Here is a 13981-nt window from a genome sequence, read left to right as displayed (position 1 = left end):
AATGAATGTGCGCGGATTTACCCTGATTGAGTTGATGATCACGGTCGGCATCGCCGCCATCTTGCTATTGGTCGGGTTGCCCTCCATGAGTCAGCGCCTCGCGGCCGAACGGCTCGATCGCAGTGCGACCGAACTCGCGTCAGCCTACCGCTTTGCCCGCAGCGAAGCGGTCAAGCTGACCCTGCCGGTGGTACTGCAGGGCACCGAGAACGGTGGCTGGGAGGTGATGGCTGACAGCAAGTTGCTGCGTCAGGCGGCAGCACCTGCTGGCGGAGTGGTGATCAAGCCGTTTGACCCCATCCAGATCGCGCCAACCGGCAGCAGCAGCCACGCCGAGATCATTCTGGCCAATCGCCTCGGTGAGCAGCGGGTCCTTTGCGTGGCCCCGAGCGGCCAGCTGCTGCAAGGGAGCTGCTCATGAGATACGCCGCACTTGCCCGCCAGCAGGGCTTCAATCTGGTGGAGATCATGGTCTCCATGGTGTTGGCGGTGATGGTGTTTCTCGGTCTCGCCAAGGGGCAGGTGGTCTCGTTGCAGCAGGCGCATTACAGCTTGCAGAGCACGCTGGCCACGATCGAGGCGAGCAACAGCGTGGAGCAGATCTGGAGCTCGCTGTGTGAAGTGCAGCGCAAGCCCGAGCGGTTCACCCAGGCCGATTTTCTTGCCCGTTTCACGCTACAGGATGGTCACCGACTGGTGCTGCCGAACCGTTATAGCGACAACTTTGTGGTCGCCATCGAGTGGCAGGATGAGCGGGTCTCCGGCGCCAAGCGAGTGGAGCTGAACGCAGGATTTCCGCCTTTATGCTGAGCGTCCCCTCACGGCAACGAGGCGTCAGTCTCGTCGAGCTGATGATCTCCATGGTGCTCGGTCTGATGCTGATGCTGGCGATTTTTGCCGGTTACGCCCCGATCAAGAGTACGGTCGAACAGAGCAAGGCGCTGGAGCAGGCGAACGAAGTGCTGCGCTTTGCCACTCTCACCTTTACCAACAGCATCAAGCAGGCGGATCAGCTGATAGCCGTGACCCCTGATCGCCTGACGCTGGCCTTCAAGGTAGAGGGGGGCAATCAGGTGCTCTCCTGCCTTGGCAACCAGAAAACCGCCGATTTTACCGAGCAGTACCGCTTCACGCCGCCGGTACTCAGTTGCGATGACGGAGATGGCCCGCGCCTGTTGCTGGCCCATCTTCAGGATCTTGAATTCGGCCAGCAGGGTGCGTTGGTCAATATCCGCATCTTGCCCGAAGGGCTGCCGAGCTATCTGGCACCGGGAGTAGAGGTGCAGGTGGCCCGTCGCAAAGCGGTCTGGGCAGCAGCGTTGGCCACATCCGGTGCCAACGCCACAGTAGGGGGAGCGGGATGAACAAGGGATTGCAGGGGCAGCGAGGAGCCGTACTGCTGGTTGTGCTGGTGGTGAGCCTGCTGTCGAGTCTGCTGGTGTTTACCAGCATTCAGGAGAACCAGTTGCAGACTCGCCTGAGCGGCAATTTTCACAAGAAGATCAATGCGCAGCTCAGTGCCGAGCAGGGGATGAACGAGAGTTATCGAGCCCTGCATCAGGCGCTTGGCGCTGAACCACGGATAGAGTGGGCACAACTGGTGCAGAAGGTGCCAAGCAAGGGCGAAGGGGCCATGGCGGGCAGCCGCTTTAGCATCGAACAGCTGGATGCCTCCGCCGGCAGCAAGTTGGCGTTGCAGAGCCATGGTCACTTTCTGGAGGGGAATGCCAGCCTCAACGCGCTGTTTGCCCTTAAGCGCGAGCCCGGCAATCTCATCTTTCAGGATTCGGTGGTGGCGTGTGAAGGGCTAAGCCTCTCCGGTAGCGGTTTTATCGACAGCTACGATTCGCGCAAGGGGGCGTACAAGGAGTCTGTTTCCGGGACTCTTAATCAGGGGCAAAACGCCAAGGTGGCGACTGTCAGCGACAAGGCCAATGTAGTGCTCGCAGGGCACTCCCCCATCTGGGGTGATGTGCGGGCGACCGGCTCGGTGACCTTGAACGGCTCTTCACCTGTTGCGGGTAATGTACTTGCTGGCGGCGATATCACCATTTCTCCCTCTGATGGGGTCGTCAGGGTTGAGGGCAGCGTGAACGGGAGTGGAAATTTTGCCTTGCAAGGGGGGCATATTGCCGGAGCTGTTGCGATCAATGGTGATGTCTCTATGGGTCATGGCACAAGCATTGCTAGCGACAAGTTGAACTATGGTGGGAAGGGGGCATTCCTTGATGCCAAGCATCAGAAGTATCTGGATCCCCAATACCGCACTCACCCCAAGCTGCCACCGGTAGCCGGGCAGGTGTGTGACCCGCTCAATGTGGCCGCGTTGCCCAAATCGTTTCCCCCTGCAACATTGCCCATCAATGGGCCCCTGACGCTCGGGGCCACCCAGCAGATGGTGCTGACCACGGATCCCTCCACTGGCTCGGTCACCAGCAGCAACCAGCACAAGCCCGAGCTACCGCTACCCGGCAAGGGTGAGCTGTTTGGCAAGGAGCAGACCATTTATCAGCTCGACAGCCTCAATATGGGGGCCGATGCCAGTCTCACCATCAAGGGGGATGTGGTGCTGCTGATCGACAAGGATTTCACCATGACTGGCAGCAACCAGTTGACGGTGAGCGAGGGGAGCAGCCTGACCCTGATCGTCAGCGGCAAGGTCGATCTCGGGGCCGGTGCCGAGGTGACGGCAGCCAAACAGGGGCTGACCGCTGGCGGTACGCCCGCTATCTCCATCTATTCCGCGTATAGCGGCAAGGATGGGGTCAAGCTGTCGGGCAATACGCCGCTCTATGCTGCTCTCTATGCCCCGCTGACCGAGATGAAGATCAGCGGAAGTGGCGGTCTGTACGGGGCGGTGCGTGCAAAACACTTGACCGAGAGCGGTGCGGGCGGGGTGCACTATGACGAGGCGCTGGGCATGGCGGATATGGGCGAAGATCAGGGGCCGCCGCCGACACTGGCGCTGCGGCAGTGGCACTTTGTGCAGTGAGGCTGGCGAGCCGCTAAAAAGGATCGAACGGGGCACGCAACTGTGAGAAGGTGGAGATCTGTCCACCCAGCCGTTCACTGTTGAGGAGAGCTCCATGCCAGGACCCGCTCGCGCCGGTGCCCTGATCTATGCCAAGGATCCGGGCCTGCTGATCCACTTTTATCGTACATTGCTGCAGATGGTGGTCTGCAGTCAGGATGAGCAGCTGGTGGTGTTGGAAAACAGCGATATCCAACTGCTGATCCACGCCATTCCTGCGCCCTATACCGGGCAAGTCGTTATCAAGCGGCCGCCGGAACTGCGGGAAGAGGGGGCCATCAAGCTGTTCTTCACCGTCTCCAGCCTCGCCTGGGCAGAAGCGAAGGCGGCGGATCTCGGCGGCGGCCTGCTGCCACAGCAGTGGACGGGGCCCGGCTTTGTGGTGCGCAACGCCTTCGACCCTGAGGGCAATATCCTGCAACTGCGCGAGTTGCTGGGTTCCCCTGATCCTCTCTGAATTTTCTCTTTTTACAGCATGGTTGTGGCGGCGTGCTGTGCCATGCACCGCCATAAAAACGGGGCCCTGTAGTGGTCAACTAAAAGGGCCCCGTCTTTTGTTACCCGTGTAGCAAGCATCACTTCAGATAACGCTGTTCCAGATGCTGGCGCAGCCAGTGCGGGTTGAGCGCTTCACCGGTGGCGCGGCGCACCAGCTCGTCGGTGCTGTGCAGGCTCCCCTGTGACCAGATGTTGCGTCCGAGCCAGCCGAAGATCTCCGGCAGGCGGCCCGCTGCGATCACTTCACCCATGCTGCCCAGCTCTTTTTCGAGGGCAAAACGCAGCTGGGCGGCATACATGGCGCCCAGGGTGTAACTCGGGAAGTAGCCGAACGAGCCGTCGGTCCAGTGAATATCTTGCATGCAGCCATTGCGGTAGTTGCCCTTGGTGGAGAGCCCCAGCCACTGCTGCATCTTGGCGTCCCACAGCTCGGGGATATCGGCCACCTCGATCTTCCCTTCCACCAGATCGCGCTCCAGCTCGTAGCGCAGGATAACGTGGGCCGGATAGGTCACCTCGTCCGCATCGACCCGGATAAAGCCCGGCTCGACCCTGCTGTAGAGCTTGGCCAGATTGTCCGGCGCAAACGCCGCCTGCTCGCCGAAGTGGTGACGAATGCGTGGCGCCAGCAGCGCGAGGAAGGCCGGATGATGCCCCAGCTGCATCTCGCAAAACAGGCTCTGGCTCTCGTGGATCGCCATGGAGCGCGCTTCGGCCACCGGCTGACCCAGCAGATGGCGCGGCAGCCCCTGTTCGTAACGGGCGTGACCGGTTTCGTGCACTATGCCCATCAGGCTGGAGACAAACTCCTGCTCGTTATAGCGGGTGGTGATCCGCACGTCGGTCGGCACGCCGCCACAGAAGGGGTGACTGCTCACATCGAGGCGGCCGTGTGCGAAATCAAAGCCGAGCAGCCCCATTACCTCCTGGCCGAGTGCCTGTTGGGTCGGGATGGGGAAGGGGCCTTGCGGCAGCAGCAGGGCATCGCCCTTCTGCTGTTCACTCACGGTCTGGATAAGAGCCGGCAGCCAGCTGGCGAGATCGCCGAAGATTTGATCGAGCCGTGCGCTGGTCATGCCCGGCTCATAGAGCGCCAGCATGGCGTCGTAGGGGCGCACGCCAAGCGCATCGGCCCGCAGCTGCGCCACGTCACGGGAGAGTTTCACCACCTCCTCGAGATTGGGGGAAAAACCGGCCCAGTCGTTGTTCTTGCGCTGGCTGCGCCAGGCATGCTCGCACTTGCTGCCGGCGAGTGACAGCGCTTCGACCAGCTCACCGGGCAGCAGGCTGGCATCTTGCCACTGGCGCTTGATCTCGCCGAGGTTGGCACGTTGTACTTCATCGAGCGGTTCGCTCTCGGCCTTGGCAATCCAGTCGCCCAGCTCGGGAGCGGTGCGCTTCTGGTGGATCAGCAGACCGAGTTCTGCCATCGCTTCGGCGCGGGCATCGTTGCCCCCTTCCGGCATCATGGCTGCCTGATCCCAGCCGCAGATGGCGGCGAGGTGGCTAAAGCGGTGGATCTGCTGCTGATGTTGTTCAAGCTTTTGATATGACATGGGATTGTCCTTGTTATCGTCCCTGATGGTATGCCGCCCCGTACCTGGCATGCTCGGGGCCGTTCGATGCTAACACCGCCGCAGCATCGTTGACCACCATCATGCAGGCGGGCCAAAGGCGTGGGGCGAAACGCGGATTAGCCGAGCCGCTTCTGGTGCCGCTCGCGGTTTTCCGCTTTTTTGCGTTCGCTTTTGCGCAGCAGCACATAGAGGGCACCGCTGCCGCCGTGGCGACGCTCGGCGCTGTGGATCGCCATGACGGCGGGCAGTTGCGGCAACCAGGCGCTCACATAGCTTTTCAGCAGGGCACGCGGGGTGCTGCGCTCCCCCTTGCCGTGCAGGATAAGCAGGCAGCGGATATCCCGGACTTCACAATCCGCAATGAACTGCACCAGCGTCTGGCGCGCTTCGTTGAGGGTTTTCTGGTGCAAGTCCAGGCTGGCCTGCAGCTCGTATTTGCCGAGCCGCAGCTTCTTGTAGACCCCCTCCTGCACCCCATCACGCTTGAAGCCGACGATTTCGTGCGGATCGCGCATCTCGATGGCCTCCATGGTGAGGTGGTCGAGGGCGAGTTGCTCGGCGGTGGCAGCCTGACGGCGAGCGAGCTGCGCCTCGGTCGGGGCGGATTTGGCCGCATGGGGATGGATATTGTCGCTGCGAATGGGCCGCACGTCGGCCACTTCATTCATGAATAGCGAGAGTTCGTCGTTATGAGACACGGCAGGCTCCCCATAAGAAAAAGTGGGGGCCATTATAACGGCCGCAACCGGCACAGAAAACGGGGAAAGGGGCAGGGGATAAGGGGCACCCGGCATGGACACTGGTGCATCCTGGCCCGGGAATCACAGTCGCGAACCATAAAACAGAACAGGCGGTCAGTGTGAACTGCCGCCTGTGGTCAGAGGATTATTTGCCCTCTTTGGGTTGCTGTGAATGAGGCGGTTGCGAGTGCATCACCTTGTAGATGAAGTAGGCCGCGTAAGAGCTGATGAGCAAGAAGGTGCCGATAATCACCAGCATCGACATCAATCCCACGCTGTTGCCAAACATCAGGTCCAGCCAAAAGTCCATTTTATTGCTCCTGTCACCCAGTTGATGACAGGCATGATAAATACCTCTTTGCCCTGTCCGGGATGATCCCGATCAACTCCCTTGCAGGTTGTTTAATAACCAGTGCGATCTGTGATCGTTCTCACTGGACTCCTTGCTACCGAGCCTGCACAGGGCCCGGTGTGGTGAGCGGGGTAATGCGCCACCCTTGCTGCTCCAGCAACGCCAGCAACCCCTGTTCGCCATAAAGGTGCAGGGCGCCTACCACGATAAAGCTCTCGTTGGACAGGGTGGACCATTTTTTCAGCCAGTTGTGGTTGCGCTCGGCCAGCAGGGTCTGCTCCATCCAGCTCTGTAGCGCGGGCGGGGCCATCTCCTCCTTGAGCAGATTGATTAGCGTCGCCTCATCTCCCTGCTGCCACGCTTTCATCACGGCGGCGAAACCACTCTCCAGCATCGGTAGCTCATCCAGGGTGCTGGCGAGCATCAGGGTCTGGTTGTCACCCACGCTGGCCAGATAACCGAGCTGCTCCAGCAGGGTCTCAAAGCCCACCACCGGTTTGCCCTCTTTGGCGGCCCGGACGGCAAAGTGCTGGTCTATCCCGAGTTCACTCTTGAAGTCGGAGCGGGCCATGGCGGCCTGGGTCAGGGTTATGGCGGCAAACCAGGGGCGCAGGGTGGCGAGGGTCGCCTCGTCGATGCCATAGCGGGCCCCCGCCATCAGGGTGCGTTGATAGAGTTCGGCAGGCAGATGATCCTTGAGCGGTTTGCCATCCACCAGTCGGGTGAGGGAGCCGGTTTGTTGCCACTGATCCGGCGTGATGCTGTTCATGTCCACCTCCATCACCAGTGCGCGACTCTGCAGCCAGGCACGTTCCACCGGCTCGGGCAGAGGATAGAGGGAAGGTTTGCCCGCATGGATGGAGCCCAGCAGCCAGTGTTGCTGGTTGCCCTTGCTCACCCGATAGAAGGCGGGATCGGCAAAGGCGTGCAGTGGTAGCAGCAGGCAGAGCAGGAAGGCAAAGAGGGTGCGATGAAATCTCATGGGGATCCTTAATATGCGCCGGGTGACTTCTCTTGCTGACAATAACCCCTATGATAAGTCCTCATTTCAGATAACCAAGAGGTTTGCCATGCCCCATCTTCGTTTTCGCGCCGTGACGCTCGATACCCTGCAACAGGTGAGCGGCCCGCTGCTGGCCGAGCTTTGCGAGCTGACCGGCGGCAAGCCGGAGTTTGTCACCATGGAGCGGGTGGAGAGCTGCTGGATCCGCAACGGCGAGCCAGAGGCGGGATTTCCGTTTGTCGAGCTGCACTGGTTCGAGCGGCCACAAGAGATGCAGGACGCCGCCGCGCGCCTTATCACGCGCCATTTGAAACGGGTGCTGGGGGAGCAGACCTATGTGGTGGTGCAGGTGATCCCTCTGGTCAAGAGTGCCTACTACAGCAATGGCGAGCACTATTGAAGAGAGGGACAAACCAGGTCGGCGGGACGGGTGATGCCGTTACGCAGCTAACTCTACATGGGCCACCTGATGCCCACCGTCAATTACGGGATCAGGCCGATTTTGCCAGCAGTTTGTCGAGCCAGCGAGTGGGCAATACCCGTCGCAAGAAGGCAAACAGCCGGGTCGGAGTAGTCACTGGATAGCGTGCCTTGGGATGGGCGTGGGTCAGCGCATGGAGCAGCGGCGGGATGCAGGCTTCGCTTGGGAGGGTAAAGCCGCTGGTGGCCCCCTCTTTTTCCAGCCGCGTCAGGGTCTGGCGGTAGGCCGACTGATGACGGCTCTGGGCCGGGTCGATGTGGCGCAAGAAGGCGCTGCGGGCATTGGCACGAAAACGGGTATCGATGGGGCCCGGTTCAATCAGGCTGATATGTACCCCGCTACCCGCCAGTTCGAGGCGCAGAGTGTCGCTATAACCTTCCAGTGCAAATTTGCTGGCGTTATAGGCGCCGCGATACTTCATGGCAACCAGCCCCAGTACCGAGCTGTTCTGCACTATCCGACCCTCTTTGGCCTCCAGCATCGGCGGCAGCACCTGACGGATCAGATGGTGCCAGCCAAACAGGTTGGTATTGAACTGCTCCCTGAGCGCTTCGGTAGGCAGATCTTCCAGCGCCCCGGGTTGGCCATAAGCGCCATTGTTGAACAGGCCATAGAGGCGCCCGCCCGCCAGATGGAGCGCCGCACTGGCACCCAGCTCGATGGAAGCAGGGTCCGCCAGATCCAGCTGTACCGCCAGCAATCCCTGTTGCTGCAAACGGGCCACATCTTCAGCCTTGCGCGCCGAAGCGATCACGGTAAAACCGTGCTGCCCGAGCGCCTGTGCGGCGGCGAGGCCAATTCCGCTGGAACAACCGGTGATCAGAACAAAACGGGGCATGATGGCGTCCTTGTGACTGCTGATTGAAGCGTGCGGGCGGGTGAGCGGATAAAACCCTTATCCGGTTCGCATGTTAGCCTGCCAACCGGCAAAAAGAAAACCGGGCCAAGTGGCCCGGTTTGCTGACATCGTATTGCCTGATTACATGAAGGTAAGCGGCATGATGATGTGGAACTTGACGTCGTGCTCGGAGGCAAAGATGTTGGGGTAATCGGTCCAACCGCCGCCCTGGCTGATGTCGTTGTTGTAGTCGGTGTAGTGCAGTTTGAACAGGGTGCCTTTCAGCTTGCCATCCTGCACGGTATAGGTGACATCGAAGTTGGCTGCCCATTCGGTATCTTCACCGTTGGCTGCTTTCTTGCCTTGACCGGTTTCGATATCCCAACCGTAAGCACCGGATACACCGACGGACCAGCCAGGCGCACCAACCAGATCATCCAGAGAACGGGTCACGCCGAAGAACAGCGCTTTCTCGTTGTTGGCGTTCCAGTCAGAGCGGGAGTCCCACCAAATTTCGTTGGCACCCTGAGAGTTGGCGTAGCCACGGGTCAGACGGGGCAGGTAGTTGCCTTCCGCACCTTCAGCCTTGGTCCACAGACCTTCCAGACGGAAGCCGTACGGCCCCATGCCCCAGGCAGCAGTCAGTGCTTGTTGCCATGCCAGACCGTCATAAGTCTCGATCTGGGAAGCGCCCTTGGTGTAGGTCTCGGTCTCGGAACCGTAGAACTGGTAGCTGGTGGAGAGGCCGCCCAGTACGTCAAACTTGTGAGCCAGTTTGAAGTGGTAGCTGTCCATGTAGCCTTCGGACTGACCGAAAGAACCGGTCACTGCAGTGCCATTTTCGAAAGTGTAACGGGCTGCGATACCGTGGATGTAGTCGATGACGTTTTCATCAGCGAACGGATCCATCCACGCTTTGGCACGGGAGAAGACCTGAGTCTCTTTGTACCAGGGGGCCTTGTACTCGTCAGCGATGGCGTAGGTCAGGTAGAGGCCACCGAAGTTACCTTCAACTTGACCACCACGATAGGTACCCGGCTGATAAGACCAGTTAACACCGATTTGGCCAGGGACATACAGCTGGGTATAACCACCCTTGGCAGTGATGCCGCCGTCTAGGAATTTCAGCTTCATCGCTGCGTTGGAGAGGCTGAAACCACCTTCAGGGGAGCCATCTTTGGCGTTGTTGCCCCAAGAACGGCCAGCGAAGGAGAATTCGTTTTCCTGATTGACCGGGTGATTTTCGGTAACGGCCAGGTCATAGGCACCGAAGCCGCCCAGATCCAGACCTACGGTGTCCCAGGCATAACCGGAGTTGAAGTTAAGAGCGGCTTGAACGGTGGAATGGCTCAGGTTGGACTGGTATTTGCCTTCTTTCTTGGCTGCAGTCGGGTCACCATCGATGCGCTGACGATCACGCTGGAAGTAGAACAGACCGCCGGTCAGTTTGGAGTCTTTAACGAAGGTTTCATAGGACTGGCCGTATTCCGGGCTCATCATGTCCTGAGCTGCCAACGCCATACCGGGGGCGACCAGAGCGGCTACCACAGCGGCACTCAAAGCGGCGCGCTTGAAGATCACTTTTTCCATTTTTATTGCTCCTGATTTTATGGACTTAGCTTTTTTTTCCGGCAGTTGGCATCGGGCCTACCGCTCGGTATTGGCATTGCAATCAAAACCCCGAAGGGCAAAAAATCTTGTCTTGGCTACCTGCAAACCCGGATGTCTTGGCACATCTGTAGTTGGCAGTCCTGATCATCACATGTTGTTTTTTTATGTTCCGATTCTTGGCTATCGGACAACCCCAAGAGTACGTTCGCGGTGCGAAATATCAATGAAAAGTTCCCTCAACGTTTCAAAAGTATGACCGAGTGCAAATAATCATGGGCAAGGTCGTAAACAGCCTCATGGCAGGTATCACGGTGATGAGAGCGTTTTCTTGGCGCCGCAGCCAGCGCCAGTGCAGGTTTTCATCCGGTACGGGGGAAGAGGTGTCAGTTAACCTGCCGATAACAGATAATTTTGTGCTACAAAAAAACTTTCCCTCCGGTCTAGGGAAAGTGAGCTGGCAAAGATTTGGGGCGAATAGGGGTCAGCCTTGCTGGCCGAGGATGCGGGGGATCTGCTGCGCCTGATGGTGGATATGGGAGGAGACCTGCACCGAGAGTTGACTCACCTGACGGGCATGCTGATGGATACGGGTGATCAGATCGGCAAAACTGGCCAGCTTGTGTTCCTGACTTTTGGCGTTGTCGGCGCCCTGCAGGGCGATCACTGCGGTGTTGCGGGCGATCTCCCGCACTGCCTGGGTGGTCTGGCGCAGTTGTTCTGCCTGCGCCCGCTGGCGGCTTGACTCGCTGGTGATCCGGTTCAGTACAGTGCCAAGCTGTTCACCGGATTGGGTCAGACGCCCCAGAATATCGGTGATCTGGTTGAGGGATTGCTGGGTGTTAGCTGAGAGGTGGCGCACTTCATCGGCAACCACTGCAAAACCGCGTCCCTGTTCCCCTGCGCGGGCCGCTTCGATGGCAGCGTTGAGGGCCAGCAAGTTGGTCTGCTGAGCGATATGACCGATCACATCGACAATGGCCGTCACATCGGCAACCGAGCGGGTGAGTGCTTGCAGCGCTTCATCGCTCTCGTCAATCGCCAGTCCTGTCTGATGAGTGGCGTGCAGCATGCTCCCCACCAGATCTTCGCTCTGGCTCATCGCCTGTTCGTTATGGTGGGCATGCTGGGCGATGTCGGCGGCGACCTGATGGACCTCTCCGGCCAGCTGGTTCAGCTCATCCATCATCTGGCCGCTCTCGTCGACCACCTGTTCGGTGGTGCGGGTGCAGTGGTGGATCTCGTCAACCTGACTGACCATCCCTTGCAGACTGAGGGATACCGCTGACAGCTGCCCCTCTTTTTGTTGTTGGTCCAGTTGCAGACGACCGATCAGCCGATTGTAGCTGGCAACAATATCGGCCAGCTCGTTGCGATCGCGCCCGGTAGGCAACGGCTCGGCCTGCCCCGTCTGATCGAGTTGCATAAAAGCTCCACGCAGTCGCAACAAGGGGGTGAGCAGCCAACGTCGTTGCACCAGCGCAAACAGCAGGGCGACTATCACCAGACAGAGCGCCAGCGTGCCGAGGATGGTGGCCAGCTCCTGATTGACGGCTTGCCGTTCGCGTGCAAGTTGTTCCCCCATCTGTCTGGTCGCTTGCAACATCGCCATGATGTCTTGCTGCACGGTCTGGCGGCCAGCCTGTTGCTGTTGCAGTGCCGCACGGCTGTTGGCCAGCTCCTGTGGATAGCGGCCCAGCAGCGAGCGTAATTCGCTGCGCGGTTGATCTCCCAGCTCCTTGCGTACCGGCTCCCCCAGCGTGAACTCATCGGCGGGCGCCTCTTCATACAGGCCGAGCAGTGGCAAGGCGTGCAGCGCTTGGGCCTGTTTTTGCAGTGCCTCCAGCTCGAAGCGGATCCCTTCGAGCAGCTTCTCATTGCCCTGTTCCATATAGCTTTGGCGCAAATGGGCGAGGCGCGGCAGGCTCGCCAGGATCTCGGCTGCGCCGCTGCGATATTGCTGTGCTGCGGCAGATTGTTCCGTGCTGGCGCCTTGCTCCCCATAGCGGATCAGCGCCATGGCCTGGCTGCCCAGCTCACTCTCCGCATTTTGCAGTAGCAGCTGGCTGTTGCCCGAGAGCTTGCCTGCGGCCTGATAGTCGTGTGCGATGCGCTGCGCCATCAGTTCGAGTTGCTGTCTGAGCGGGGCCGCCACGGCATCATCCTGAGCGGCCAGCGAGGAGAGCGCTTGCTGGCGGATCTTCTCCGCAGCGGTCAGTTGTTGCGGATCGCCGCTGTTGAGGTAGTCACGCAGGCTGTTTTGCAGGGTCACCGTCACCAGTTGCTGCAGCGTCTCGTGCTGATGCTGGGCCTGATTGGTATGGGCAAGCTGTTGCCAGCCGTGGTAGAGGGCCAGCGCCTGTCCTCCCGCAACCAGTAGCAAAACAAGGGAGGATAGGGTGGCGTAATGGGCGATTTTCACGGGGTAATTCCTGTCAGCACAGACCATGGGGGGCGTGGCCCGAGCCTAAACAGGGATGATGGCGTTTTTATGACAGCATGGTCAGGTGGCCCTATCTTGCCGGCTTAACTGGCTGGGGATACCTGAGCACTGTTGCGTTGGCCAAGCATACCGAGCAGGGCGCCTCCCATGATAAGTGCACCGGCCAGCAGATGGCGCGAGGTCAGCTCTTCTCCGTTCAATGCTACTAACAGCAAAGTACTCAGCAGCGGTGTCAGGTAGGCAAGGGCACCGATCCGGCGTGGATCGCCGTCTCGCAGTGCCAGATACCAGGTCACAAAGGCCGCCCCCATGGGGCCCAGCGCCAGCCCGATGATGAGACACCAGTCACTGGTGGGGATCTGCGCGAGTGGCAGGGGACCCTCCAGCAGACGGGCGAGCAGCAGAGCCAGCAAACCTGCGGGCAGGCAGGCTGCCGCAGTGACCACGGCAGGTGCCGGTGGCAGACGGCGTGACAGCACCGAATAGGCCCCCCAGACGACAGCCGCGCCCAGTGCCAGCAGGTATCCCGGCAGATAGGTCTGTTGCAGTTGCAGCTCGCCATTGACCATCACCAGCATGGAGCCCGCCAGACCAAAGGCGCCAGCCAGCAGATGACGGGCATGGAGGGGATGGCCGGGCAACAACAGCGGGGTGAACAGAATGATGCAGAGCGGCCAGAGGTAGTTGATGAGGTTTGCTTCCAGCACCGGGGCATGGCGAAAACTCATAAAGAGCAGCAGATGGTAGAGCAGCAACGCCGTAACCGTCACCAGCTAGGTAATAGGACGAGCGCGCCATTGGCGCCAAAACGGTAAAGCCCCAACCCCGCAGAAAAACAGCACCAGCCCGACCAGCACCAGTGGTGACACGCTGGTGACCCGTGACGTCAGCGCCGCCAGCGAGGCCCACAGCACAATGGTCAGCAGTGCAAAACCGGTGGATCTATCCCACCAGGAACATCCGGACATCCAACACTCCTTTGCAAGATGAATGAGCAACAGAAAAGAGTGCAGTCTAGCAGAGTGACAATCGACAAACAGTTGCGAGGCGGGCGATGACTTGCAAGCTGGTTGTTCTGTCCGAGCGGGCTTAGCCAGTGGAAAGTTAGCACTGGCAAAGGATTGGAAGTTTGCCCTGAAAAGAAGAAATGATCTATTTAGAGCAACTTCTTGCTCGCTAACTGGTGATTTATACGGATTAAGCAAGTAATCACGATTAAATTCACTACTCTAGGCAACTTATTGCGTGCTTGTGCGTTGAGCGAGAACTGGCGGAATATAATTATTTGATAAATAAGGAATAAAAAAGTGGCATGGACACTGCTAAAGGTTGGTCGAGTGCTATCTCGTTTAACCAACCTATTTAGGAGCATACACATGCCAACTCCATGTTATATCAGCATCGAAGGTA

The 13981-nt window shown here is 59.5% G+C and carries 13 protein-coding genes and 1 pseudogene; 6 read left to right on the top strand and 8 right to left on the bottom strand.

Features of this window, described 5'->3' with window-relative positions; translation table 11 throughout:
- Position 1 precedes the first annotated feature (1 nt).
- The 5 genes from ACW5XC_RS16325 (at position 2) to ACW5XC_RS16305 (ending at position 3488) form a co-directional block, all read left to right on the top strand.
- Positions 2–421: a GspH/FimT family pseudopilin gene (locus ACW5XC_RS16325; RefSeq protein WP_005338751.1), complete on the top strand. Its 420-nt coding sequence runs from the start codon at positions 2–4 to the stop codon at positions 419–421.
- A complete protein-coding gene (locus tag ACW5XC_RS16320) occupies positions 418–810 on the top strand; it encodes a type IV pilus modification PilV family protein (RefSeq protein WP_005338749.1) in 393 nt (130 codons plus the stop codon). Before ACW5XC_RS16325 ends, ACW5XC_RS16320 begins: the two co-directional genes overlap by 4 nt.
- Complete coding sequence (locus ACW5XC_RS16315; protein ID WP_042054204.1) at positions 804–1364, top strand: PilW family protein; 561 nt, start codon at positions 804–806, stop codon at positions 1362–1364. Before ACW5XC_RS16320 ends, ACW5XC_RS16315 begins: the two co-directional genes overlap by 7 nt.
- Positions 1361–2992 (top strand): DUF7305 domain-containing protein, encoded by a 1632-nt coding sequence (locus ACW5XC_RS16310; protein ID WP_042054205.1) that lies wholly within the window; start codon positions 1361–1363, stop codon positions 2990–2992. Before ACW5XC_RS16315 ends, ACW5XC_RS16310 begins: the two co-directional genes overlap by 4 nt.
- Before the next feature lie 94 nt (positions 2993–3086).
- Complete coding sequence (locus ACW5XC_RS16305; protein ID WP_042054206.1) at positions 3087–3488, top strand: VOC family protein; 402 nt, start codon at positions 3087–3089, stop codon at positions 3486–3488.
- A gap of 118 nt (positions 3489–3606) precedes the next feature.
- On the opposite strand, the gene ACW5XC_RS16300 is transcribed toward ACW5XC_RS16305, so the two are convergent.
- The 4 genes from ACW5XC_RS16300 to ACW5XC_RS16285 form a co-directional block, all read right to left on the bottom strand.
- Positions 3607–5085: a carboxypeptidase M32 gene (locus ACW5XC_RS16300; protein ID WP_042054207.1), complete on the bottom strand. Its 1479-nt coding sequence runs from the start codon at positions 5083–5085 to the stop codon at positions 3607–3609.
- A 137-nt stretch (positions 5086–5222) separates the two neighbouring features.
- Positions 5223–5804, bottom strand: a complete 582-nt coding sequence (smrA, locus tag ACW5XC_RS16295) for a DNA endonuclease SmrA (RefSeq protein WP_005338734.1) — start codon at positions 5802–5804, stop codon at positions 5223–5225.
- Between the two features lie 187 nt (positions 5805–5991).
- Positions 5992–6156 (bottom strand): DUF3149 domain-containing protein, encoded by a 165-nt coding sequence (locus ACW5XC_RS16290; RefSeq protein WP_074042694.1) that lies wholly within the window; start codon positions 6154–6156, stop codon positions 5992–5994.
- A 136-nt stretch (positions 6157–6292) separates the two neighbouring features.
- Positions 6293–7180, bottom strand: a complete 888-nt coding sequence (locus tag ACW5XC_RS16285; protein ID WP_042054210.1) for a TraB/GumN family protein — start codon at positions 7178–7180, stop codon at positions 6293–6295.
- A gap of 88 nt (positions 7181–7268) precedes the next feature.
- On the opposite strand from ACW5XC_RS16285, the gene ACW5XC_RS16280 reads away from it, so the two are divergent.
- Entirely contained in the window at positions 7269–7601 is a 333-nt protein-coding gene (locus ACW5XC_RS16280) for a DUF1904 family protein (RefSeq protein WP_005338731.1), read from the top strand.
- A gap of 91 nt (positions 7602–7692) precedes the next feature.
- On the opposite strand, the gene ACW5XC_RS16275 is transcribed toward ACW5XC_RS16280, so the two are convergent.
- The 4 genes and pseudogenes from ACW5XC_RS16275 to ACW5XC_RS16260 all read right to left on the bottom strand — a co-directional run bounded on the left by ACW5XC_RS16275 (position 7693) and on the right by ACW5XC_RS16260 (position 13539).
- Positions 7693–8520, bottom strand: a complete 828-nt coding sequence (locus tag ACW5XC_RS16275; RefSeq protein WP_042054211.1) for an SDR family oxidoreductase — start codon at positions 8518–8520, stop codon at positions 7693–7695.
- A 141-nt stretch (positions 8521–8661) separates the two neighbouring features.
- Positions 8662–10110, bottom strand: coding sequence for an OprD family outer membrane porin (locus ACW5XC_RS16270; RefSeq protein WP_005338723.1), 1449 nt, complete (start codon positions 10108–10110; stop codon positions 8662–8664).
- 502 nt (positions 10111–10612) lie between these two features.
- Positions 10613–12550, bottom strand: coding sequence for a methyl-accepting chemotaxis protein (locus ACW5XC_RS16265; RefSeq protein ID WP_042054213.1), 1938 nt, complete (start codon positions 12548–12550; stop codon positions 10613–10615).
- A gap of 104 nt (positions 12551–12654) precedes the next feature.
- A pseudogene (locus ACW5XC_RS16260) lies at positions 12655–13539 on the bottom strand (DMT family transporter).
- Between the last annotated feature and the right edge of the window lie 442 nt (positions 13540–13981).

Source organism: Aeromonas sp. 25-AL00135 (genome assembly GCF_054052385.1).
Note: the sequence above shows the minus strand (reverse complement) of the source record. Positions and strands in the feature narration are given on the sequence as shown.

Excerpts from the sequence above, each read along its gene's own strand:
- ACW5XC_RS16325 (WP_005338751.1), top strand. The coding sequence starts at position 2 with ATGAATGTGCGCGGATTTACCCTGATTGAGTTGATGATCACGGTCGGC.
- ACW5XC_RS16280 (WP_005338731.1), top strand. The coding sequence starts at position 7,269 with ATGCCCCATCTTCGTTTTCGCGCCGTGACGCTCGATACCCTGCAACAG.
- ACW5XC_RS16290 (WP_074042694.1), bottom strand. The coding sequence starts at position 6,156 with ATGGACTTTTGGCTGGACCTGATGTTTGGCAACAGCGTGGGATTGATG.
- ACW5XC_RS16270 (WP_005338723.1), bottom strand. The coding sequence starts at position 10,110 with ATGGAAAAAGTGATCTTCAAGCGCGCCGCTTTGAGTGCCGCTGTGGTA.
- ACW5XC_RS16305 (WP_042054206.1), top strand. The coding sequence starts at position 3,087 with ATGCCAGGACCCGCTCGCGCCGGTGCCCTGATCTATGCCAAGGATCCG.
- ACW5XC_RS16275 (WP_042054211.1), bottom strand. The coding sequence starts at position 8,520 with ATGCCCCGTTTTGTTCTGATCACCGGTTGTTCCAGCGGAATTGGCCTC.
- ACW5XC_RS16310 (WP_042054205.1), top strand. The coding sequence starts at position 1,361 with ATGAACAAGGGATTGCAGGGGCAGCGAGGAGCCGTACTGCTGGTTGTG.
- ACW5XC_RS16300 (WP_042054207.1), bottom strand. The coding sequence starts at position 5,085 with ATGTCATATCAAAAGCTTGAACAACATCAGCAGCAGATCCACCGCTTT.
- ACW5XC_RS16315 (WP_042054204.1), top strand. The coding sequence starts at position 804 with ATGCTGAGCGTCCCCTCACGGCAACGAGGCGTCAGTCTCGTCGAGCTG.
- ACW5XC_RS16320 (WP_005338749.1), top strand. The coding sequence starts at position 418 with ATGAGATACGCCGCACTTGCCCGCCAGCAGGGCTTCAATCTGGTGGAG.
- ACW5XC_RS16285 (WP_042054210.1), bottom strand. The coding sequence starts at position 7,180 with ATGAGATTTCATCGCACCCTCTTTGCCTTCCTGCTCTGCCTGCTGCTA.